This window comes from Nostoc sp. DedVER02, assembly GCF_034530675.2.
GTDB lineage: Bacteria > Cyanobacteriota > Cyanobacteriia > Cyanobacteriales > Nostocaceae > Nostoc.
Genome location: NZ_JAVRCP020000003.1, coordinates 209,567 through 233,834 on the forward strand (window position 1 = coordinate 209,567; position 24,268 = coordinate 233,834).

Here is a 24,268-nt window from a genome sequence, read left to right on the forward strand (position 1 = left end):
CTCGATGAAACCGGGAACCTTAAATTAGGTCAACACAAGGGAATTTTTATGAGTGGTGGTATTTACCTAATTCACGATAATTGTCAATTAGTTAAAATGAAGGAAGAACCCTATGAATCAGAGGATAAGCTACAAAAGCTACTAGCTGATTATCCGAGTTTGTTAGCAGGAGAACAAATAGATAGTGCTGCACCAAGACGGTGGTTATTAATCTCACGAGAGATAGCAATACCTGATAGCGAAGACAGTGCTGGACGTTGGGCACTCGATCATTTATTTCTCGATCAAGATGGAATTCCTACTATTGTAGAAGTTAAGCAAAGCAGAAATACTCAGATTCGGCGAGAAGTAGTTGGTCAGATACTTGACTATGCAGCTAATGCAGTACTTTTTTGGTCAATTGAAAAAATCCGTGCCCAGTTTGAAGCTAATTCTAATGCTGAACAGCTATTAATAGACTTAATAGGCAACGAAGAGGCCGATTTAGAGAAGTTTTGGCAACAAGTAAAAGTCAACTTGCAATTAGGTAAAGTCCGTCTCGTCTTTGTGGCTGATAAAATTCCTGCCGAACTTCAAAGGATAGTCGAATTTTTAAATCAGCAAATGAATCCAGCACAGGTGTTGGCAGTAGAGATTAAACAATATGTAGGTCAGGGGTTGAAAACTTTGGTTCCTAGAGTAATTGGTCAAACCAAAAAAACTCTTATACCTCCCTTAGAAAAAAGACAATGGAATGCATTATCTTTCATGAAAGAAGTTGAGATAAAATATAGCCCTGAAGCCGCTAAGGTCGCCAGCCTAATTATAGAATGGGCAACTCTTCAAGCATTGCAGATTCAATGGGGTACAGGTAGAAGTCATGGTTCTTTTGTTCCTAAATTTAATTACAAGGGAAAAAATCGTACTTTTTTCCGAGTTTGGAGTAATGCCACTGTAGAAATTTGTGCCTACGAGCCACCATTCGATTTAGGAGAGAAGAAAGCAGAACTTCTAACTCGATTTCAGTCTGTTGTAGGAACAGCAATTTCTATTAATCCTTATTGCTGGTATATTCCCTTCTCTGCTCTGAATGATGAGATGGTTCTCAGGCAGTTTTTAGAGGTACTTGTCTGGGCTATTCGTGAAATTAAATTATCATAACTTTGTAGTATTGTAACACAATAATCTTATTTTGTTTGTGATAATTACAACTTCCAGATTTCCAAGTTCGTAAAATTTGCTGAGGTCTTTAATTACGAATTTCGAATTGGTACTATTATTTCAAACTCAGGTAGAGAATTTTTAGGGGCGCATAGCTATGCGCCCCTACCTTGTAACTTACTAGAACGAGAAATGCTATATGCTTTTTAGTTCCATATATAACATATAACAATACGCTTGAGTTAAGGCTTTGATTCTCCCTAATCCCCTCAAAAACGAAGATAATTAGAGCAAGCACGTTATTCTTTGAAGGAAAGCCAAGCAAAAGATCGTTTCTAGCTTTTTTGTTTCCATATAGAAAAGAACAACAGAAAAACTAAGTACAACTCAAAGAGCCTTATTGTCTGACTATGTAAAGCATGATGATGCAACTTGATTGATGATTCGCTTAGTGTTCTGAAGAGGATTGAAATCCCTCCCGAATACGAGCAACTGAATTAAGAGATTCAATCTGGATCTTAAAGCTTTGCTTCAACTTTACTTAGCACGGGCGATCGCTAATAGTAATTGTGAATTCATTGGCTTTTGGACAACTTGTTCACCCGATTGGGTGAATGCGATCGCGGCATCCAGAACTACTCTGAAAGTAGAGGGACTTTTTCTGCTGTTAGTGATAACGCCGACAGTCAAAAAACTCTTAAAATGGCTATGATTGCCTTGAATATTATGCCAATTGCTTATATATCAAAGGGTCTAAGAGTGGATGAAATTGTAAAATCACCCCATAAGCCAGATGTCCCACCAGAGAATATCACTCTGCTGGAAACAATTGCTGCCAATTTACCGGGGATAATTTTCCAAATTCTGCAACAGCAGGATGGTTCTGTGTTTATCCCTTATATTAGTTCTGGTTGTGAATATTTGTATGAATTAAAACCAGAAGCTTTACAGGCAGACTTTCAGCTGATATACAAACTGATTCATCCACAAGATATAAAAACTTTTACAGAATCTATTACTCTTTGTAGTACTACTTTTAAACCTTGGCATTGGGAAGGTCGGATTATTACGCCTAGTGGCATTAAGTGGATTCAAGGTACTTCGCAACCAGAACGACAAGAAGAAGGCAATTTTCTTTGGAATGGCTTGATTTTAGACATTACAGACCGAAAACAAGCCGAAGAAAAATTACTTGAGAGTGAGGCACGGTATCAAGCAATTTTAGATGCTATTCCTGATTTGATGTTTCGCATCAGTCACGATGGCGAGTATCTAGATTTGAAAAGTGAGGGTGCAAATGTCATTCTTTCGAGAGAAGAAATAGTTGGGAAACATGTGCAAGAGTTATTGCCTAGTGATGTTGCAGCCATTAGCCTAGAAGCGATCGCTAAAACTTTAGATTCTGGAACTTTGCAAACTTGCGAATATCAACTACCAACGCCTTTGGGAATCAGAGATTATGAGGCACGATTGGTAGTGAGTGGTGAAGATGAAGTACTAGCAATTGTGCGAGACATCACAGAACGCAAACAAGGAGAAACCGCCTTACAAAATCTGGCCCAGAAATTTGCCAAAGCTTTTAGTTGTAGCCCCGATTCAATTACCATCAGCACGCTGCAAGAAGGGTGTTTTATCGAAGTTAACGACAGTTTTGTAAAGCTTTCCGGTTATGAGCGAGATGAAGCAATTGCTAAAACTTCCTTTGAGTTAAATCTTTGGATAGACGATCGCGATCGCTTAAATTTGTTAAAAGAGTTGCAAACTACAGGAGTTGTTCGCAACTTGGAAGTTGAATTTCGGCAAAAGTCTGGCAAGATAATTACAACGCTACTTTCCGCCGAAGTGATTGATTTGGATGGTGTTCCTTGCATCTTAGCTGTCCATCACGACATTACAGAACGCAAACAGGTAGAAGCGCAATTTCGTCTAGCAGCACAACGCGATCGCTTATTGGCAGAAACCTTGGTGCGAATTCGATCTTCCCTTAACCTTGAAGAAATTCTGCAAACCACCGTGACGGAAGTCAGACAATTTCTGCAAACAGATCGAGTTTTTATTGGTTTAAATAATGCCAAGTTAGGAGTCAGAACTCTTGCTGAATCAGTAGATCCCAAGTATCCATCAGTCTTAGGTTGGTCTACTAATGATGAAGCTTATTTACAAGAAGTACGAAACTTACTAAAAGATAATCTTGTGCGTGTCGTTGAAGACATCACAGAAATGTCAGTATCTCCCAAAGTCCAAGCGCACTGTCAAAAATTTCAAACGCAGGCTAGCTTGGCTGTACCAATTATGCTAGGTAATGAATTATTTGGGGCGTTAATTGCCAATCAATGCTCAGGTTCGCGTCATTGGCAGCCAATAGAAATTGATTTGTTAAAGCAGATGTCAGAACAAGTAGCGATCGCCATTCAGCAAAGCCAAATATACCAAAAACTCGCAGAACTAAACACTAACTTAGAACACCAAGTAGAAGAACGAACAGCACAGTTGCAGCAGAAAATGCAAGAAGTTGAAACATTGCATCGTGTCAAAGATGTTGTTTTGCACACAGTTGCCCACGATTTACGAACTTCAGTCATGGGTAACTTAATGGTGTTAAAGAATTTGTTAAACCAGGGAATGGGGAGTAGAGAAGCAGGGGAGCAGGGGGCAGGGGGCAGGGAGCAGGGAGCAGGGAGCAGGGGGGAAATAATCAATTCCCAATTCCCAATTCCCAATTCCCAATTCGCAATTCACAATTCTCAATCCCCAATTCCAGTATCTCGCTCAATAATCGAGCGGATGATTCAAGGCAACGATCGCCAACTGGCAATGATTAACTCATTGTTGGAAATTAATTCTGGTGAAAAGTCGGGTATGGATCTCAAACCCGAACCTGTGGACTTTAGCATCCTACTAGGAACAGTTCTCACCCAGTTGCAACCCATGCTGACACAAAATCAAGCAACTTTGAAGAATTTAGTTCCCGCCGATTTACCGTTAGTGATGGTAGATGTAAGTCGCTTGGATAAATTTTTGGCACATTTATTAACACATAGCCTGCAAAATAATCCACCAGGATTAAATTTTATTTTGAGTGCCACTGTTGAGGGCGGAATGCTTCGCACTCAGATTCAAGATGACGGTGTGGTAATGAGTAAAGTAGAGTGCGATCGCCTTTTCGATCTCCATGTCCGCGATCCTCAAGACTGTTGTTCTACAAGCATTGGCTTAAAAATGTATCTTTGTCGCAAATTTATTCAGTCACATGGCGGCGAAATCGGTGTTGTTAGTAACCGCAAGCGTGGGTTAACTTTCTGGTTTACATTACCTTTAGCAACTTCATCCGCAACAAATCGCCCATAAATCACCAAAAAATGAGAGGGTGTTATTTATAGCAATGTTGAGTAAGGAAAACACCCTCAAGGTATGGGCAAAGTTGCTCGGATGCTAATGGCTACTCAATTTACAACAGTGCAAAGGTGGTGGAGACAAACCTTTTCTGCACCAACGAGAGATGAAACTACTACTCTCTATAGAGTTTGGCGTAACCGTTTTTTGTGGCAGAGATTGCGTTTATGGTTATGGCTGGCGTTGATTTGTTTGCTGTCTTTTGCTTTGCGAGACATTTACGGCTTTTTTTTCCCATTTCAAGAGTTGCAGCAACTACCAGAAGCACTTAGAACTCAACGCTTTGTAATCAATATTACAATGGTGCTAACTATACTAATTTGTATTGCCTTACATAAAACTAAATTAGGCCGTCATCGTCCAGATTTATTGTTTTTAGGGTCTTCTTGGGCGATTAGTCTAGCATCGCAGTTGTTTGCCACCCTCAGAGGTTTTGCACTACCCGATGCTATTGGTTGGTCGTTGCTGTTCTTGAGCCAAGCTGTATTAATGCCAGTCTGCTGGATTGTTCACTTGCTATCTCAAGTGGGTGTGCTATTTTACTATTTCGCTGTAAATACTTTACTTGGGCTAAAGACACCAGTCCCCGAACACCCAGAAATATATAGTGTCACATTTATTTTATACATCTTTTGGTTTTGTGCTATATGTGACATTGGTGTTTATCTATACGATCGCCTGCAACGTTCTGAGTTTTACGCCCGTCAAGAACTGGAATCTGCATACCAAAAACTCAAGGTTGCAGAAACTAAATATCGGAGCATTTTTGAAAACGCTGTTGAAGGGATTTTTCAAAGCAGTCCCGATGGACATTACATTACAGCAAACCCTGCTTTAGCACGCATTTATGGCTACTCCTTAGCTGAGGAGGTGACGGCAAATTCCACTGATATTGAACAATTGTACGTCGATCCGAACCGCCGCGCAGAATTTGTCCGCCTGATGGAAAAGTATGGCAGCATTTCGGAGTTTGAATCCCAAATTTATCGCCGAGACGGAAGCATTGTCTGGATTTCTGAAAAGGCCTACGCAGTGCGTGACGAACAGGGAAAACTCCTTTATTACGAAGGTTTGATTGAAGACATTACCCAGCGCAAACAAACTGAAGCAGAATTACGAGTATTTTTTCATGCAGTTTCTCACGACTTACGCAACCCAGTACTGGGTACTTTAATGGTGCTGAGAAACTTGCTTAACAGTGGGGGATCGGGGAACTCGGGGCCCCCTCTGGGGATTAGGGGCGATGGGGACTGGGGACTTGGGACTGGGAATCAAGGACAAAGAGGAAAAGAGGGAATTATTGAAGAAGCCTCTTCCCAATCCCCAATCCCTGTTTCCCGCTCAATTTTAGAGCGAATGATTCAAAGTAGCGATCGCCAACTAAACTTAATTAATTCGTTGATGGAAGCTCATGTCAGCGAAATTCAAGGTGTTGTTTTACAACGTCAGCCTGTACAATTACTGACAGTTGTGGAAGCTGCGATCGCAGATTTAGAGCCATTGCTAGAGCAAAATCAAGCCAAGCTGACAAACTTGGTATCCGCATTGCCATTAGTGAATGCAGATCCCACGCAACTATGGCGAGTTTTTTCTAACTTAATTGTCAATGCCCTCAAACATAATGCCCCCGGTTTGCTCTTGACAATTAATGCTACCCGTGAGGGTGAGATGATTTATTGTACTGTTAGTGATAATGGCGTAGGCATTAGTCAACAACAAAGCGATCGGCTTTTTGACCTTTACTTTCGGGGTACAAATATCCGCAATTCTGTAAGTTTGGGATTGGGCTTATATTTATGTAAGCAAATCATCAATGCTCACGGCGGCGAAATTGGGGTGAATAGTGCATTGGATGCAGGGGCAACTTTCTGGTTTACATTACCTATTGGCTGAACCCCTCCCCGTATTTCTTGGCTACCGTGTACACTTTCTAAAAATCTGTGCAACATAATGAAATCAGTTGTAGAAGTTTACACCCCTACAGCCGATTTATAAGAAGAATTCAGAAATCAGGAGCGGAGCCGGAGACGCTCCGCCTCCGGTCAGAATGGGCTAAACCTTAGCTATTCGCTAACAGCATGAATTCTGTACGAGTGGTTAATGAATATTCGTTAAAACCGTACTTCGTCCCGCTACACGCTTTCGTCCCTGGTGGGCGAAAAAATTAAAATATTCAACAAGCTAAAACTCTATCCCTTTATGGGTAGAGTATTCTGAATTCTGAATTCTGGATTCTGACTCCTGTTTTATGATTTTCGTCTACTAAATCTTCGGTGAAAATGCAGCATATTGCTCTTTCGTTAACACACCCTTTTTAACATCAACTTTGTTAGGAATCAGTTTTAACTGATAATATGTATCAGCGACTTTTTGTTGCAAACCGATCAAATTATCATCAATTGGCACAATCCCAAAATTCCTCCTATTCGTAGCTATTCTCATTGTTGCTATGTCAATTCCTAATACTGATGATAGAGTTTGTGCTACCTCTTCTCTATGCTGTTTAGACCATTCTTCTAAGTTTTTAATTTCTTCTAAAACTGCCTTCACAGTTTGAGGATTTTCCGTGACAAATTTACGGGTTCCCAAATAATATCCTCCCTGTTTATTAATTCCTGTTCCATCAACTAAAACTCTGGGTTTAGTTGCCTCTTGAGCGGCTGCATAAAAAGGGTCCCAAATAACCCACGCATCTACACTACCCTTGACGAATGCAGCGCGGGCATCAGCAGGTGGTAAATATTTGGGTTGAATGTCTGTATATTTTAACCCCGCTTTTTCTAAAGCTTGGACTAACAATAAGTGGGCACTAGATCCTTTTTGAAAAGCAACTTTTTTGCCTTTCAAGTCAGTAAGTTTTTGAATTGAGGAATTCTGAGGAACAAGAATTGCTGAACCAGCAGGACTAACAGCAATACCAGCCACATAAGTTAATGATGCTCCTGCTGCTTGGGCAAATACTGGTGGTGATTCTCCCACATGTCCGAAGTCAATACTACCAACATTCATGGCTTCTAACAATTGTGGCCCTGCTGGAAATTCGATCCATTGTACAGATATTCCATCTGGTGACAAACGCTTTTCTAAGACACCTTTGGTTTTCAGCAAAATATTCGATTTTTGATAGCCAAATCTTAATACTGTGGCTTTACTAGAAGCAGAATTACTAACAGGTGTAGCACTGGGATTAGACGAATTAACAGTTGATGGTGATGAGCAGGCAGCAAATAGCAGGCTCAGACACAGCCCTGTAACAAAAGCCCCAACAATTGGAAAAGAAGAGAATAATTTATTTTGGTTCTTAAATGAATTCCTGATTTTGATCGAGGACATCCACTTAGCGATTAAGCGGCGAAAGATATGGTTAACCATTAAAATCATCCTTTTGAACATATTAATACTATAAGTCTATAGGACTACCGTAGTATATTTATTGGGCATCCCTTTGGCTTACCTCGACTTCTCTGCGAGACGCTATGCGTAGCTTGCTTACGATCAGAGCAAGTAGGGATTGTGAATCAAAGGTCTACGGGGGCTGGGATAGCTGCAAAATGAGGCACATTGTAAAGTTTTGTAATGCAAAGAAAGCAAACCCCTGATATACAGTTGTTTCAATACCAAACTTTACTTAACTCCTCCAGTTAGAAACCATTTATGTATTTATAAAGTAAATCTTAAGTAGGTTATATTAGGCACTTGCATCATATTTTTCGTGGCAAATAACCTTTAAATACGCGCCTAATACACTGCGGGAGAAAGAATAGGAGAGATGGTTATAGAGGGTTTTTCCGATTCTGTGAAAAACAAAAGAAAAAATAAAATTTATATAATTCGTATTTATAAATTTTATTTTCCTCATATAGTATGAATAGGCGAGTTAATCATCCCCCTCTCGAAATAAATCCTGACACAAAAAAGTTAACTCCTATCTCTCTTAAGAGAGATGACTTTTGTTTTTTGCCTTTATGTCTACTCTGCAAGAAAGACTACTGTCTGGGAACTACTAGTCTTCTATGACATTAAGGGTAAATGCCGTATAGGTGAGATTTACATATCTATCAGGAACGCCTAACCTATCGGCGTTTATATAATATTGAGCGTATTTCCTAAACACCAACTTTTAGGAGAAAATCAAATGGCTATGACAATGGAAACAGCCCAGTTAAATAACCAAAGCATTTTGGAAAGTTTTGGTTTGGTTGAAGAACTTAACGAACAAGCTGCGGAAATAATTTCTGGTGGTGTCATTAATTTTACAGTTGAAAACGCCACAAGCCGCTTCGTCTGGCACAGATTAAATAATTCTACGAATGTAATAACACCAGGTGAAAAACGGACATGTGCTAGCAATACAAATCCAGGAATAATTGAATTTGATGCTAATCCTCGACTTTTCGGCATTCAGCTTACATCTAAGGAGGTAGTTGCTGGGGGAACATATAAATTTCAACCCAAAGCTACCGATCCCAATCTGATCGAACTCGTCGGTTAAAGTCTAATTATTAGGAACTGTAATACCATTTCTATGTATAGATTTGGTTGAGCGACAGCAAAACCAAACCAACATTATCAAGGATTTTGTCGGGTATCGTTCCTCAACCCAACCGACCATATAACTTTTGTTTTTTGCCTTTATGTCTACTCTGCAAGAACGACTACTGTGTGGGAACTGCTAGTCTTCTATGACATTAAGGGTAAACGCTGCATAGGTGAGATTTGCAATATTATCTACCAGTAACACCTAACCTATCGGCGGTTATCGGTTATAAATATTGAGCGTATTTCCTGAACACCAACTTTTAGGAGAAAATCACATGGCTATGACAATGGAAAAATCCCTGTTAAATAACCAAAGCATCTTACAAAATTTTGCTTTGGTTGAAGAACTTGATGAACAAGCTGCGGAAATAATTTCTGGTGGTACAAACAAAAGCAAAAGGTTTACGATTAAAAATAATACAAATGTTGGCATTTTGTACACACTGGATGGTGTTGTTTGGTATATAGACCCTGGCAAAACACAAAACTTCAACACCAAATATGATGGGAAAATGTCTTTTGATAAAGATATTCGAGAGCCTGAAATAAATGTGCAAAAAGAGTCCTTAAAAGATGGTAAAGCATATCAATTTATATCCAGTGCTGGTAATTCCGATATGATTGAACTCGTCTAAAGTCTAATCATCGAGAGTGGTAATACCATTTCTGTAGGTAGGGTTGAGTAACAGCAAAACCCAACCAACATTATCAAGGATTTTGTCGGATGTCGTTCCTCATCCTAACCGACAATATCACTTTTTCACTTGTAGAGACGTTCCATGTAACGTCTCTACATCTAATTCATACTTCAATGATGTAACGCCTCAATTTCTTTCACTGTAATTTTCGCCCCAAAAATCGCGCTTGAAAATGAAATACAAAATTGTCCTTCAACACAGTGAAGAAGATTGTGGTGCAGCCACTTTAGCTACGATTTCCCAACACTACGGACGCACATTTACCCTCAACCGCGTGCGGGAAGCTGTTGGTACTGGGGCGAGAGGAACTACTCTATTGGGATTAAGGCGGGGTGCAGAAGCCCTGGGATTCCATAGCCGGCAAGTTAAAGCCACTCCTCAACTCATCAACCAATTAGATCAAACTCCTCTACCTGCGATTATTCACTGGAAAGGCTACCACTGGGTAGTATTATACGGGCAGAAAGGGAAAAAATATGTAATTGGCGATCCTGGTGTTGGTATCCGTTACCTGACTCACGAGGAGTTAATTAAAGGTTGGAATAATGGGGTGATGCTGCTACTCCTTCCCGATGAAAGCCGCTTTTATCAACAAGAATCAGATAAAATTGGCGGTTTTGGGCGTTACCTGCAACGGGTTTATCCCTATCGGTTTATTTTAACCCAAGCGATCGCCATGAATATCGCTATTGGGCTGCTTTCTCTAGCATCACCCTTCATGATGCAACTACTCACCGATGATGTCTTAGTGCGGGGAGATACACAACTATTAACCACTGTCGCTATTGGCGTAATCACTCTGAACTTAATCAGAAGTGCCATTAGTTTTGTACAATCCCACCTGATCGGTCATTTCAGTCAAAGATTGCAATTAGGACTAATTCTAGAATACGGGCGCAAACTTTTACATTTACCCCTATCTTATTTTGAAGGACGACGCAGTGGGGAGGTAGTGAGCCGCATTGCTGATGTTCACGCTATCAATAACTTAGTTTCCCAAATTGTCCTCGGATTACCCAGTCAATTTTTTGTTGCTGTAATCTCCTTGGGCTTTATGCTTTTTTACACTTGGGAGTTAACTCTAGCTTCTATAGTTGCATTTCTCATGATTACGGGTGTTAACTTACTTTTCTTACCAGCACTGCGACAAAAAACCCGCAATATGATTGTTTCTGGTACAGAAAACCAAGGTTTTTTAGTAGAAACATTTCGGGGAGTACAAGTCTTAAAAACTACCCAAGCTACACCCCAAGCCTGGGAAGAATATCAAGGAAATTTTGGTCATCTGGCTAACTTAGGCTGGAGTACCATGCAGCTAGGACTTTACAGCAGCACAATTACAATTATTCTTTCGACATTTATTAATATTGGTATTCTTTGGATTGGTAGCTATTTAGTAATTAATCGCACCTTAACAATCGGACAATTAATTGCCTATAACGGCATGAGTAGTAATTTTATCGGCTTTTTGAGTTCTGTCATTGGCTTAGTAGATGAGTTTATCACTTCCCAAATAGTTATTCAACGGCTGACAGAAGTTATTGATGCTACTCCAGAAGATGAAAACGATGTCAAGAAGCAGTGGGTAGAAATTCCTGCTAATGCAGATATTAACTGTACAGAAATTAATTTTCACCACACAGGTAGAGTTGATTTAATACAAGATTTTTCTGTAACTATTCCTGGCGGTAAAGTAATTGCTCTAATTGGTAAATCTGGCTGTGGTAAAAGCACTCTAGCAAAATTGATTCCTGGTTTATATACAATTCAATCAGGAAATATTCGCTATGGTTTTTATAATCAGCAAGATATATCTTTAGAATGTTTGCGGCAACAGGTAGTTTTACTACCACAAGAAGCTCATTTTTGGAGTCGGTCTATTTTGGATAATTTCCAATTTAGTTATCCTCACCTGAGTTTTGCAGACATTGTTAGAGCTTGTCAAATTACTGGTGCTGACGAATTTATCAGCGAACTACCTGATAAATATCAAACTGTCTTAGGAGAATTTGGAGCTAATCTTTCTGGTGGACAAAAGCAACGACTAGCTATAGCTAGAGCTATAGTTACTAACCCACCCATCCTGATTTTAGATGAGTCTACCAGCGCACTCGACCCAGTGAGTGAAGCCCAAATATTAGATAGGCTTTTAGACCATCGCCTGGGGAAAACTACTATTTTGATTAGTCACCGTCCTAGAGTGATCCAACGTGCAGATTGGATTGTATTTTTAGAACAAGGACGGTTAAAAATTCAAGGTAAACCAAATGATTTACGGCAAGTTATAGGGGAGCATTTAGACTTTTTGGATGATGTGATTTTGAGCATGAATTTGCGTTGATCTCTTTACCTGCCTGGGAATTTTTAAGTGGTCTAACTATGGTTAACAACACAGATTTTTTACACCCAATTCAAACAGATGAATTTCTCCCACCAATTAGTCGTTGGATTACCTTTGGTGGACTGTTTGTTCTTTGCGTTTTGGCACTAGCGATTCCCGTCGCCACAGTCACCAAATATAAGGTGACAGTCAAAGGACAAGCAGTTGTGCGTCCAGTTGGGGAATTGCGAATTGTGCAGGCGGTAACTGAAGGCGAAGTTATGCAGATTCATGTCAAAGAAAATCAAATTGTCAAAACTGGAGATGCGATCGCTATCATTGACGACTCCCGCTTACAAACTAAAAAAAGTCAACTGCAAACTAATATTCAGCAAGCTAAGTTGCAGCTAGTGCAAATCAACGCTCAAATTCAAGCTTTTAACAGTCAAATCCGTGCCGAAACTGCTAAAGTTAACCGAATTATTACTGCTACCAAGGCTGTATTAAGCGATCGCCAGCGCCAATATCAGGATAAAAAAATTACCGCTGTGGCTGAATTCCAAGAAGCTGAAGCAAATCTCCATTCTACTGAGGCAGCTTTGAATGCAGCGAAGTTAAAGCAAAAGCGATATGAGAGTATAGCGGAAGCATTGTCTAGGGATAAATTAGAGGAAGCACAGTTAGCTACAAAACAGCAAGAACAAGCAGTATATGCTGCGATCGCTAAAATGCAACGTGCAAAAGCCGCCTTAAATCCCAGTTATGCAGAAGTAGAAATTGCTATTGAGCGCATAGCCCAAGAAAAAGCCGTAGGTGAAAGTAACAATGCAGCTTTAGATAAAGAACTGCAAGGAATGATTAAGCAACGGATTGAAGTAGAAAAACAGCTAGAGCGCGATACTAGCGAACTCAAGCAAGTGGAAATTGAACTTCATCATACCACTATCATTGCTACTGCTGATGGGATAATTTCTCAGATAAACTTGCGTAACCCCGGTCAAACTGTGCATCCTGGCGAAGAAGTCTTGCAGATTGTTCCCAGTCATGCAAAGCAGATTGTCAAGGCAGTAGTGGCATCTGAAGAGAAAAGTAAGCTCAAAATTGGTCAAAAAGTTCAAATGCGAGTTAGTGCTTGTCCCTACCCAGATTACGGTACTCTCAATGGTAAGGTAGAGGCGATTTCTCCCGATGCCATGACTCCCTCAACAAATAGCACAAATGGATCTCCTCCTCATACCAATATCACTCCAAAAGCGGCTGTCCCAGGTGCTTTTTATCAGGTGACTATTGAGCCAGAAAGTCTGTTTTTAGGTAAAGGCGAAAATCTGTGTCAGATTCAATTGGGAATGGAAGGCAGAGTCGATATTATTTCCCGTGAAGAAACCGTACTGCAATTTTTCTTGAGAAAAGCGAGGTTAATTGCAGATTTGTAATTTTATCAAAACAGAATTCAGGAGTCAGAATTCAGGTGTCAGAATTCAGGAGTCAGAATTTAGAATGAATTGGAGTCCGACTAGTGAATAGCGCAGCCTAAAGCTTACGGCACAACTTCTCTACGAGATGCCATGCCCAATGCCCAATGCCCAATGCCCAATTCCCAATGCCCAATGCCCAATTCCCAATGACTAATTCCCAATGACTAATGACTAATGACTAATGACTAATGACTAATGACTAATTAAGCAAATCAGGCTCCTCACGTACAATTCTGTCGTAAAGGGGCTGGAAACCAAACCACCCACTTGTACGCGATCCAACTTGAGTTTGTGTTAAACGGGCTGTTTCGTGTTTGATAATAGTAGGTCTACCCGCAGCTTCTGCCAGCAGTTGGGCTTGGCACGATCGCTCTAAACTAATGTACCAAAAGGCAGCTTCATCTACCGTCTGTCCCACAGTTAAAATACTATGGTTACGGAGAATTATCGCTTTCTTGGGCCCCAAAGCTTCTGCCAGTCGCAGACCTTCAGAAGTTTCTAAAACCACACCTGTGAAATCGTCAAATAGGGCATGATCTTCGTAAAAAGCACAAGAATCTTGTGTCAAGGGGTCAAGGAGACGACCTAAACTAGACCAGGCTTTACCATAAAGAGAATGGGCGTGAGCCGCCGCAATTACATCAGGTCGAGCTTCATGAATCTGAGAATGGATGGCGAAAGCGGCTCGATTTACCTCAGCATCGCCTTTAACCACCTCACCTTCTCTATTAACTAAGATCAGGTCAGAAACTCGGATATGACCGAAATATGTACCTAATGGATTGACCCAAAAATGGTCTGTAAATTCTGGATCGCGAGCCGTAATGTGCCCTGCGATTCCTTCGCTGAAACCAAATTTACCAAACAGGCGAAAAGCTGCGGCGAGGCGTTGCTTGCGGTGCAGACGTTCGTCTTCAACTCGCTCGAATCTAGGGGGTTGTGGTCTATCGTACCTGGGCATGTTCTTTTTCTTCCTCTTTGCAGGGAGCGTTGGAATATCCAGAGCGAAAGGATTTGACGCTATGAGATTCTGGAATGAACTGGTGACGCAATATGCAGCCAGTATCATTACCCAGAATATGAATAGATACAGATGCGCTCTGGGATGTAGTTTTGACGGCGTGGATATCACCATCTGGGGGTAAGAGGCGGTAGATATCCCCTACTTGAAGCCTACGCACTTCAGTTATTTGTAATTGTGCGTGTCCTTCAGCATCACCGCTATCTACACGACGATAGACTGTTTCTTCTTGATTGCCTTTGTATAAACCAATCAATCCCCAGGCTAAATGGTCGTGGACGGGAGTTGTGGAACCTGGGGGAATCACCAAACTAAAGACTGAGAGGGAACGGTCTTTAGCGCGATAAAGTAGCCACTGACCTATACCGCCCCCCATCTTGCTTTCAGGATTAATTTGGGCGAACTTTTCCGGTAGCCATTCCTGTTGGGCAAGGAGTTCTTGAAAATAAGGTTCTAATCTAGCGAGAGTTTGTGGGCGATCGTCAGCAGCGATCGTGCTAATTTCTCGCACTGTTGCCACAAAGGATCGTAGTTCCTGGCTCTCAATAAACCATTGGTCTTCTGGCAATGGTTCCAAGATAGTGTGCGTCATCTATATTCCTCGGTTTTGGAGGCGACTAAAGATTAACTAATTATGAATTACGATTACGAGTTATTTTAATGTCAGGGTGAATTTTGAAGCCAAGTTGCTCAAGTTTTAGATGAGATAAAGACTCCTTCAGAATTATAGTAAAGGGATATCGCTGGAATACGGTAGCTTTACCTTGTGACAATAGCAGCCTAGCACGGCTGATGCGGACTGGATACAACGGTTGTTGGTTGGCATCGAGAATGAATACTTTAGTCATGCGATTTTGAAATAATTAAATTATTTACAACAGCTTTCAAATATTTGAGTGCTGAATAGTGAGTAGTTAAATTGTTTGAAAAGACTCTGCTTACCTTGCGTTTTGAAATAGTAAGATTTTACGCTAAGCTGTATTAAGCAATAACAGCTGCTTGTCGCTCCCGCCGTTGCACTTCTGCCCGCACTAAGGGAATCAAATCACGACCGTAAGCGATCGCATCTTCTAATGGATCGAATCCCCGAATCAACAGAGTTGTTACCCCCGCATCATAGTAATCCACAAGGGACTCTGCTACTTGCTCCGGCGTACCAACGAGAGCGGTAGTATTACCATAAGCACCAGTCGCGGCAGCAATTGGAGTCCACAAACGCTTATCGAAAATTTCACTTTCTTGGGCAAACTGTAATAAACGACTCGAACCTACTGCTTGCGGACGCGCTGAATTCAAGTAGGGAGTTAACGATGGTTGATTTTCTGTTTTTGCCGCCCGAATTTCCTTAACACGCGACAGAATTGAGTGCGCCCGTTCCCAAGCTTTGGCTTCAGTATCACCCAAAATTGGCCGCAAAGATACACTGAAGCGTGGCGATCGCCCCGGTGGTGTTACAGCTTTTACTTCACGTATCCGCTCTTTAATTGCTGCAATGGGTTCTCCCCACATAGCGTACACATCACTGTGCTTTGCACCTACGGGTACTGCTGCACCAGAAGCACCACCAAAGTACACGGGTATGTGCGGTTGTTGCAAAGGCTTCACATCTGAGTAAGCATCTTTCACCCGATAGAATTCGCCCTCGTAGTCGAAGGGAATATCACTAATCCATACTCGGCGTACAATGTCAAGATATTCATCTGTACGGCGATAGCGAGTATCGTGGTCAAGCCAATCACCATCGCGTTGCTGTTCAGCATCGCTACCACCTGTAATAATGTGTACGGCGATGCGACCATTAGTAAAATGATCCAAAGTTGCACTCTTGCGTGCAAAGAGCGTCGGAGCCACAAAACCAGGGCGATGAGCAATCAAAAACTTTAACCGTTCTGTCGCTGCTGCCGCGAATGATGCCACAGTTAAGCCATCGGGCCCAGTTGAACCATAACCAACTAGCACGCGATCGAAGCCACCGTCTTCATGTGCCTGAGCAAATTTGCGAACATAAGGGGCATCTATGGAACCACCTGTGATTGCAACTCTCGACCCATCTAATTCAGATATTTGTCGCGTTCCAATCATTCCAATAAATTCAATCGGCATGGTGCATTTCCTTAAAATTACATTGGGAATTGGGGAATGGGGAATTGGGATTTTTCTCGATTTCCCCTTACTACTTAGCTATTTGGAGGTAAAAAGACACAGTGAAATTTCTGTTTCGGAATATTCTCTTTTTCCAATACTTTTAATAACAGATGCTTGCTTGCACCAGCCAGATTTACAGCAAAATTTTTACATATAAGTACGACGATTTACCCATAGAAGAGTCGCTATGCATTGACGCGGAAAACTCTAATTAATAAGATATTAAGGGGTTGGATTCAGTGTTATGGCAATAAAAATAACAACTTTTTTATTACTCCTTTGATTAAATAAAAGATAAGAATGAGAGTCTAAAATTAAACTCTAGGACTCTCATTCTTACCACTCGCTAGGGATTTCCAAGGAATAAATCATCCAACCTTGTGAAGTAATCTCACAATAATTCGTTGGATATTTTTATTGGGAAGTCTTTTAACTATGATATTTATTTCCTTAAGTACGGTAAATCGATAGTTTAACCGTTGAATTAACTACAAGCAAAAAATATCACATTCAAATAAAAAAAGCAATAGGCTAGCTTTTAGGACAGACAAAGCTATACTTTGATTCTTGGGGATTTCTTCAAAAAGGCGTAATTGCTTTTAAATAAAAGGTTTTTTTTAACTGTGGATGCTCAAAATGAAGTTCTCTAGCGTGCAGATGTAAGCGACTGGTAACTGCATCGCATCCATAAAGGCGATCGCCTAAAATAGCAATCCCAAGTCCTCGCGCATCAGCTGCATGAACCCTCAATTGATGGGTGCGTCCTGTTAGTGGCGTAAATTCTACGCGGGTGTAGTCTCCTTCTCTCGCTATTATCTGAAAGTGTGTCAAGCTGGGTTTACCGTTTTGCCAATCCACTTTTTGATAAGGGCGATTTTCAGGATCTCCCCACAATGGCAAATCAATTACACCTTGTTCAGCGATCGCAACACCGGAAAGTATGGCTTCATAAACCTTGTGAATCTGGCGTTGCTGAAACTGCTGGCTGAGTTGCCGATGGGTTTGGCGATCGCGTGCTAACAACAAAATCCCAGAAGTTTCTTGATCTAGGCGATGCACAGATACAAGCATCATCCCATCTGGTAACAGATGACGTAAGCGACTCAAAACACTATCTTGGCGATCGCTATAACGCCCAGGTACTGAAAGTAGTCCAGCAGGTTTGTCTACAGCAATCAGCCATTCGTCTTCATAAAGAATAGGAATTTCTGATTTAGTAAGAGAAAGTGCGCTAGTTGGGTGAAAATCTCTATTAGGGATTGAAATAGGTTTTAAGCCAGAGAGTAAAAACCCCATTAATGGCTGACATCGTTCAACACACGCGCCATAAAATTCTCCCTGAATTTTATCTTGATTTACTGAAGATGCACCCCACCAAAACTCCGCCATTGCTAGCGGTTTTAAATTATGTGTTGCCGCATAATGCAGTAACTTTGGGGCGCAACAATCACCAGTGCCAGTGGGCGAACCTCCCGGCATCAATTGCTGTAATGATAGCGATCGCCCCGAAAAATTAGTCAGGCTGTAGCTAGCGTGCATCTGAGCTTGTAATTGACGGGATAACGCTTTACGCTGTTGTTTCAGTTCGCTAATTCGCGCATCTGTTGCTGCAATTAACTGCTGGAGGGGTTGTAATACTTCATTTTGCTGACGTTTAAGTTGTCGTCGCTCAATTCCCTGCTGACGACTTTCTTCGTCGAGTTTCTCAAGGGCAATCGTGAGTGCTTCTGAAGCGAGCGTATTGCAAATATGCTGACGTTTCTCCTGTCTTTGATGTTTGCAATGACGATGGCGATCGCTCATTGCTTGCAATTGTTGCTCAAATTCATTAGACAAGGTTTCATATTGCTGGCGTTCGGTTAGTTGCTTTAGGCTAAGAATTTCCTGTTTAATCGCGTCCAACTGTGCTAGAGTGCGGGCTTCCTCCAAAGCAACTTCGTCCCGTCCTGGAATTGGTGGAACCCAACCTTCAACTACACTGCAACCATTTAAAAGACCGGAGAAAGCTTTTAGTATTCGTTGTTCCCCATTAGGCAATTCAACCAATAGTATTCCAAACATCTTGCCTTCACGAGAATAACACTCATTGTTTGCAAGCTGTTGCATTAGTCCGTGGGCGATCGCTTCAGACATCGAGGTGCGGGGTAATTTTAGGCAATGGCCACTTTGGAGACAACGCCCTTCATACCAATAACTCGGAGTTGAATCGCTGACAGCAAAATCGCAGTCGATGAAATCTGAGAGTGCGTGCAGAACTACCATACAAAGTATGATTGCAAATTTAGCCGATCCTAATATTGTAATTAGCGATCGTTTAAGAGCTAGTACAGAGCTTCTTAATCTTTCATTTAATACGAATTTTCGGAATTATCAGTGCTAAAACCTACTCCTAACTTCCTACTCAACCCGTTTAACTTCAAATCCCCGTAACCCTTCCGGCACTTCATATTCAACCACAACATCTTTAACCACAGCAGCAGGTGGCCCAGAGTGACACCAGCGAACCATATTATCTACAACCTCTCGCGCCCCTTCAAAAACTGCCTCTACTCGACTATCGGGGAGATTCCGCACCCAACCGGTTAATCCTAACTGTCTAGCTGTATCCACAGTGGAATAGCGATATCCCACTCCTTGAACTCGGCCAGAAATGAATACATGGGCACGGATAATCTTTGGTAGTGCTGTAGAATTCTGCATAAACTAGTCTAATCTTTACGATTCCAGTCTACCTAGTTTAGGTATAGCAGTCTGCTTTAATTTCTGAATTTATTTACGTGCGTGATGCGCTATAGGCAGTCATTCACACAACAACCAATTTTTAAGTTGTAATTTTAAGTTGTAATTTTGAATTACTATAGGATTCATCTTTAATTTTTGAAAAAACTCATTACCAGATAAAGAACCTTCTTTCTCGTTGCCTGTTACTTCTTACCTGTTCCCTTTTAAACTAAATTAATCCAAAAATCAAAGCGGATTCCTAGATATGCCTAACCTGCCACCACTAAATACAGAAACAATTTGGGCAATTATTAATGATGAACTTGATGATGCCACAGTTAATCAATTGCTATGGCATTATTTAGGATATCGCTATGATTCCTCAACTGCACAATGGGACACTAGCCAAGTTGCACCGGAATGGCAAGATGAGTACCCACAACCACCAGATTTTATAGAATCTCGCCCTGCAACAGTCAAATTGACTCGTTCCATTCCTGCTGAAAATAAACAAATGCTAAAAGAAAAACTGGGTTTCAAAGGATACAAAATTGGTGAATTTGGGCCTCGGCAAACTCGCAGAGCAACGGCGGCAAGTTGGTTTTTAAGTTATTTACAACAAACTAACGGCAAAATTGAGTAATCCGATCCGGCAGATGTTTAGCAAAAAATATCTTATTTTTACTGAATATCTGCAATTAAATAATTTAATAAAACTATTAGTCTATTTGTTGAATTTTTGTATTGTTATGCAATATTTTTAATATTTTAGGCAATTTTTGGAACTTAAGCGTTCTAAGCCTGATTTTAAAGTCCAGTTTTGAAGTTTAACTAATAAATAATTTGGCATAACAGGTACTGATACCAATTTTATGTGAGGCTGCACTTTATTTAGGGGAAAACCCATCCAGTCGGTAATTTTGCATCATTTTTATAGGCGCATCTTCAAACAGAAATCGTATGAAGAACCTAAAAAATCAATGCGAAAAACAGCAAAAAACTCTAGAAACAGTAATTATTTACAAAATTATTTGTAATTTCATCCTTAAGATAGAAGCGCTAGTCATATAATTATTTCTATAGAGCGATTTGCAAATTCAGTTGAGCATCAGAGAATACTTCTATCAACCCTTGATATTACAAATACTTCTATGGCAAAGCCAATTGAATTTAATTTATTTGCACCTTACAACAAAGGAGCCGCATTAATTGGTTCTTTTTCTGATTGGCAAGAAATACCAATGGAAAAAGGTGATGATGGTTATTTTCGTACAAGTGTTGAACTAGAAGATGGTGTTTATAAATATAAATTTCGTGTCCAGTCAAATTCATGGTTTTTTGAACCAGAACAATGGGTTGATGTTACAGATCCCTGTGCAACTGATATAGATGAATTGAGTGGAAAAGATGATGGTGTTGTTTATGTAAAAGACGGTGAAAGAATTACTGATACTTATATTTGGCAACATGATGATAAACCTTTACCTGCTGACCACGAATTAGTAATTTATGAATTGCACGTTGGTGATTTTTCTGGTGGTGAAGATGATCCTTATGCACGAGGCAAATACAAACACGTCATTGAAAAGTTAGATTACTTATGTGAACTTGGAATCAACGCTATTGAGTTGATGCCACTTAAAGAATATCCTGGCGATTATAGTTGGGGTTATAATCCCCGCCACTTTTTTGCAACTGAATCAAGTTATGGTTCTACTGCTGAGTTGAAAAATTTAATTGATGAGTGCCACAATAGAGGCATTCGGGTAATTATTGATGGTATTTATAACCATTCAGAAGCATCTGCTCCCTTAACACAAATTGACCACGATTATTGGTATCATCACGAACCTCGTGACCCTGATAATAACTGGGGGCCTGAGTTTAATTACGAACATTATGACGAAAAATTAGATGTTTATCCAGCGCGGAAATTTATTGGTGAAACAATCCGTTTCTGGATATCAGAATATCATCTTGATGGTATTCGCTATGATGCCGCACGGCAAATTGCTAACTATGACTTCATGCACTGGATTGTTCAGGAAGCCAAAAAAACCGCTAGCATGAAGCCTTTTTACAACGTTGCAGAACACATTCCTGAAACTACCAGCATTACCAATGTAGACGGGCCAATGGATGGTTGCTGGCATGATAGTTTCTATCACTGCATTCTAGAACATATCTGCGGTGATACATTTGATTTAGAACGTCTCAAAGATGTCATTGACTGTAAGCGCCAAGGCTTCTTGGGTGCTACTAATGTGGTAAATTATCTCACCAACCACGACCACAACCATATTATGGTGGAACTGGGAAACCGTGAGATTTTTGACGAAGAAGCCTTCAGGCGGGCTAAGTTAGGAGTAGCCATTTTGATGACTGCTGTTGGTGTACCTCTAATTTGGATGGGAGAGGAATTTGGTGAGTACAAACCTAAACAACCTGAATCAGCCAAAATCGATTGGACACTATTAGGTAACGATCTCAATCGTAGTTTATTTGAATCATACAAAGGTTTAACCAATCTGCGTAAAAGTAATCACGCCCTCTACACAGAAAATATTGATTTTATCCACGAAAATCCAGAGGCAAAAGTATTAGCTTATACCCGTTGGAATGATGAAGGTTCTCGTGTAGTTGTGATAGCAAATTTCTCAGAAAATTTCCTAGCTGGCTATCATGTTCCTAACATTCCTAGCGCTGGTACATGGCACGAGTGGACAGGTAATTATGATGTCGAAGCTGGTGACGATGGTATCATAACTGACTTAGGCCCATACGAAGCTAAAGTGTTTGTGTGGCAGTAATTATATACACCACTGCTGATTCAGTAATTTAATAGCAACAAAAAGGGGGAAATATTCTCCCTTTTTCAGTTATTACTAGGAGTTACCCAAATAATAGCCAAAACCCTTACTTTCAGATAGGGGCGATTCTGTTGTTTTGCATAAGCATAAGTTATAATTAGCTTATTTAGGTACAGTTTAATTAGCAATTTGTCAAGTAAAAAATAAGCTATTTTAAAATTTCATCGGTTTATGTTACACTTTTGAGTTGAAGTGCGTATATAAAATTTTCAAAGCATCCCTATGCACAACAAATTACTTAATAGTAATATCGACAACGCTAACATCGAGAACGATCGCATTTTATTAACTCCTAATGAAATTAAGTCAAAATTACCTTTAACACAATTAGCTGAACAAAGAGTTTTAGAATACAGGCAGGAAATAGAAGCTATCTTAGATTTTCAGGATCGGAGAAAGTTTATAGTAGTTGGCCCATGCTCAATCCACGATCCCAAAGCAGCACTTGAATATTCTGAAAAGCTGAAAGCATTGTCCGAACAAGTTCAGGATAAACTGCTCCTAATTATGCGAGTGTACTTTGAAAAACCAAGAACAACTGTTGGCTGGAAAGGATTAATCAACGATCCAGATATGGATGATTCTTTCCATGTAGAAAAGGGTTTATTAATTGCACGGGATCTGTTATTAAAAATTACAGAATTAGGATTACCTGCCGGTACAGAAGCACTAGATCCAATTATTCCTCAATACATTAGTGAACTAATTACGTGGTCTGCTATTGGCGCACGGACGACTGAATCACAGACTCACCGCGAAATGGCAAGTGGACTTTCGATGCCTGTGGGTTTTAAAAACGGTACTGATGGCAATATTCAAGTAGCTTTGAATGCCTTGCAATCAGCGGGAAATCCGCATAATTTTCTGGGAATTAATCAAAACGGACAAGTCAGCGTCTTTCAAACTAAAGGTAATGGCTATGGACACGTAATTTTAAGGGGTGGTAATCAACCCAACTTTGATACAGCAAATGTCAAACTGGTAGAAGAGAAGTTGAAACAGGCAAATTTACCACCGAGAATTGTGATTGACTGTAGCCACGGTAATACTAATAAAGATTACAGATTACAAGGTGCTGTTTTAGAAAATATTATTCAGCAAATAGTGGATGGAAATACATCAATAGTTGGCATGATGTTGGAATCACATTTATACGAAGGTAGTCAACCAATTACTGGTAAAGAAGAATTAAAATATGGTGTTTCTGTAACTGATAAATGTATTAGTTGGGAAGAAACCGAAAAAATTATTTTGGCTGCTTACGAAAAACTTAATTGAAAGAGGCACAAGGCAGGAGAAGCAAATCAGTAGGGTATTTTCCACGCGAATTTTTTAAAGCCATTGCAGCAAAAATAGTTAGCCTTTATTTGTATCTAACTGCATCTAAAGTTTTATGTGTCTCTGGTTCAAAACAGAGCAGCTATTGTCTTGTTATTTTGGTAGATCCCTTTGCAAAGTTAATTTTATTACCTGCAATAGCAATAGATTTACTAATAATCTTTAAGAAAATTATGCATATATCAACTTCAATGAGACAATCTGACCTAATCTTCTCAACCTAAAGGAAGACATGAACGATCGCACAAAGGCTCTCCAGGCTCTCGCGGCTGAACGTTGGCGAGTATCCCTGATTCTCAGTGGAGCCATGATGTTTATTTACTTTGGCTTTATCTTACTAATCGCATTCAATAAGCCTCTGCTAGGGTCATTAGTAGTTCCTGGCCTCAGTCTGGGAATTTTACTAGGGGCGCTGGTAATTGTCTCAGCATGGGTATTAATTTTTATCTACGTGCGTTGGGCAAATAGCAGTTACGACGATCAAATCGCAAGATTGACACGTAAATGAAAATTGGGCATGGGGGAGCGGGGGGCAGGGGGCAGGGAGCAGGGAGAAATAATCAATGCCCAATGCCCAATGCCTATTAGCAATTTTTAGTCCATAATCC

General features: G+C 40.4%; 19 protein-coding genes. 12 read left to right on the forward strand and 7 right to left on the reverse strand.

The window, feature by feature from the left end; genetic code table 11:
- Nucleotides 1-48 precede the first annotated feature (48 nt).
- The 4 genes from RMZ41_RS06475 to RMZ41_RS06490 all read left to right on the forward strand — a co-directional run bounded on the left by RMZ41_RS06475 (nt 49) and on the right by RMZ41_RS06490 (nt 6,426).
- Nucleotides 49-1,140, forward strand: coding sequence for a hypothetical protein (locus RMZ41_RS06475; RefSeq protein ID WP_322640287.1), 1,092 nt, complete (start codon nt 49-51; stop codon nt 1,138-1,140).
- A gap of 526 nt (nt 1,141-1,666) precedes the next feature.
- Nucleotides 1,667-1,852 carry a hypothetical protein gene (locus RMZ41_RS06480; RefSeq protein WP_322734372.1) on the forward strand — a complete coding sequence of 62 codons (186 nt, stop codon included), beginning with the start codon at nt 1,667-1,669 and terminating at the stop codon, nt 1,850-1,852.
- The gene (locus tag RMZ41_RS06485) at nt 1,843-4,488 is read left to right on the forward strand and encodes a PAS domain S-box protein (RefSeq protein ID WP_322640285.1); all 2,646 of its coding nucleotides are present in this window, start codon (nt 1,843-1,845) and stop codon (nt 4,486-4,488) included. The genes RMZ41_RS06480 and RMZ41_RS06485 overlap by 10 nt, the downstream gene beginning before the upstream one ends.
- Before the next feature lie 63 nt (nt 4,489-4,551).
- Nucleotides 4,552-6,426, forward strand: a complete 1,875-nt coding sequence (locus RMZ41_RS06490) for an ATP-binding protein (protein WP_322640284.1) — start codon at nt 4,552-4,554, stop codon at nt 6,424-6,426.
- Nucleotides 6,427-6,795: 369 nt separating this feature from the next.
- Here the strand turns inward: RMZ41_RS06490 and RMZ41_RS06495 are convergent, their stop codons facing one another.
- Entirely contained in the window at nt 6,796-7,905 is a 1,110-nt protein-coding gene (locus RMZ41_RS06495) for a sulfonate ABC transporter substrate-binding protein (RefSeq protein ID WP_322640283.1), read from the reverse strand.
- Nucleotides 7,906-8,668: 763 nt separating this feature from the next.
- On the opposite strand from RMZ41_RS06495, the gene RMZ41_RS06500 reads away from it, so the two are divergent.
- The 4 genes from RMZ41_RS06500 to RMZ41_RS06515 all read left to right on the forward strand — a co-directional run bounded on the left by RMZ41_RS06500 (nt 8,669) and on the right by RMZ41_RS06515 (nt 13,523).
- Nucleotides 8,669-9,025, forward strand: a complete 357-nt coding sequence (locus RMZ41_RS06500) for a hypothetical protein (protein WP_322640282.1) — start codon at nt 8,669-8,671, stop codon at nt 9,023-9,025.
- A gap of 322 nt (nt 9,026-9,347) precedes the next feature.
- Nucleotides 9,348-9,707: a hypothetical protein gene (locus RMZ41_RS06505; RefSeq protein WP_322640281.1), complete on the forward strand. Its 360-nt coding sequence runs from the start codon at nt 9,348-9,350 to the stop codon at nt 9,705-9,707.
- A gap of 235 nt (nt 9,708-9,942) precedes the next feature.
- Nucleotides 9,943-12,111 (forward strand): peptidase domain-containing ABC transporter, encoded by a 2,169-nt coding sequence (locus RMZ41_RS06510; RefSeq protein ID WP_322640280.1) that lies wholly within the window; start codon nt 9,943-9,945, stop codon nt 12,109-12,111.
- A gap of 38 nt (nt 12,112-12,149) precedes the next feature.
- Nucleotides 12,150-13,523, forward strand: a complete 1,374-nt coding sequence (locus RMZ41_RS06515) for an HlyD family efflux transporter periplasmic adaptor subunit (protein WP_322640279.1) — start codon at nt 12,150-12,152, stop codon at nt 13,521-13,523.
- Nucleotides 13,524-13,764: 241 nt separating this feature from the next.
- Here the strand turns inward: RMZ41_RS06515 and RMZ41_RS06520 are convergent, their stop codons facing one another.
- The 6 genes from RMZ41_RS06520 to RMZ41_RS06545 all read right to left on the reverse strand — a co-directional run bounded on the left by RMZ41_RS06520 (nt 13,765) and on the right by RMZ41_RS06545 (nt 19,431).
- Nucleotides 13,765-14,526: a class II aldolase/adducin family protein gene (locus RMZ41_RS06520; RefSeq protein WP_322640278.1), complete on the reverse strand. Its 762-nt coding sequence runs from the start codon at nt 14,524-14,526 to the stop codon at nt 13,765-13,767.
- Nucleotides 14,510-15,178, reverse strand: coding sequence for a hypothetical protein (locus RMZ41_RS06525; protein ID WP_322640277.1), 669 nt, complete (start codon nt 15,176-15,178; stop codon nt 14,510-14,512). Before RMZ41_RS06525 ends, RMZ41_RS06520 begins: the two co-directional genes overlap by 17 nt.
- A 40-nt stretch (nt 15,179-15,218) precedes the next feature.
- Complete coding sequence (locus RMZ41_RS06530; protein WP_322640276.1) at nt 15,219-15,434, reverse strand: RRXRR domain-containing protein; 216 nt, start codon at nt 15,432-15,434, stop codon at nt 15,219-15,221.
- A gap of 133 nt (nt 15,435-15,567) precedes the next feature.
- Nucleotides 15,568-16,689 (reverse strand): LLM class flavin-dependent oxidoreductase, encoded by a 1,122-nt coding sequence (locus RMZ41_RS06535; RefSeq protein ID WP_322640275.1) that lies wholly within the window; start codon nt 16,687-16,689, stop codon nt 15,568-15,570.
- Between the two features lie 621 nt (nt 16,690-17,310).
- Nucleotides 17,311-18,993, reverse strand: coding sequence for an RluA family pseudouridine synthase (locus tag RMZ41_RS06540; RefSeq protein ID WP_322640274.1), 1,683 nt, complete (start codon nt 18,991-18,993; stop codon nt 17,311-17,313).
- Between the two features lie 135 nt (nt 18,994-19,128).
- Nucleotides 19,129-19,431, reverse strand: coding sequence for an acylphosphatase (locus RMZ41_RS06545; RefSeq protein ID WP_322640273.1), 303 nt, complete (start codon nt 19,429-19,431; stop codon nt 19,129-19,131).
- A 286-nt stretch (nt 19,432-19,717) separates the two neighbouring features.
- Here RMZ41_RS06545 and RMZ41_RS06550 point away from each other — a divergent pair, with 286 nt between their 5' ends.
- From RMZ41_RS06550 to RMZ41_RS06565, 4 genes are all read left to right on the forward strand, one after another.
- Entirely contained in the window at nt 19,718-20,095 is a 378-nt protein-coding gene (locus tag RMZ41_RS06550; protein WP_322640272.1) for a DUF1823 family protein, read from the forward strand.
- Between the two features lie 508 nt (nt 20,096-20,603).
- Nucleotides 20,604-22,262 carry an alpha-amylase family glycosyl hydrolase gene (locus RMZ41_RS06555; protein WP_322640271.1) on the forward strand — a complete coding sequence of 553 codons (1,659 nt, stop codon included), beginning with the start codon at nt 20,604-20,606 and terminating at the stop codon, nt 22,260-22,262.
- A 282-nt stretch (nt 22,263-22,544) separates the two neighbouring features.
- A complete protein-coding gene (locus RMZ41_RS06560) occupies nt 22,545-23,600 on the forward strand; it encodes a 3-deoxy-7-phosphoheptulonate synthase (protein ID WP_322640270.1) in 1,056 nt (351 codons plus the stop codon).
- 292 nt (nt 23,601-23,892) lie between these two features.
- Nucleotides 23,893-24,168 carry a DUF485 domain-containing protein gene (locus RMZ41_RS06565; RefSeq protein WP_096536625.1) on the forward strand — a complete coding sequence of 92 codons (276 nt, stop codon included), beginning with the start codon at nt 23,893-23,895 and terminating at the stop codon, nt 24,166-24,168.
- The last annotated feature ends 100 nt before the right edge of the window (nt 24,169-24,268 follow it).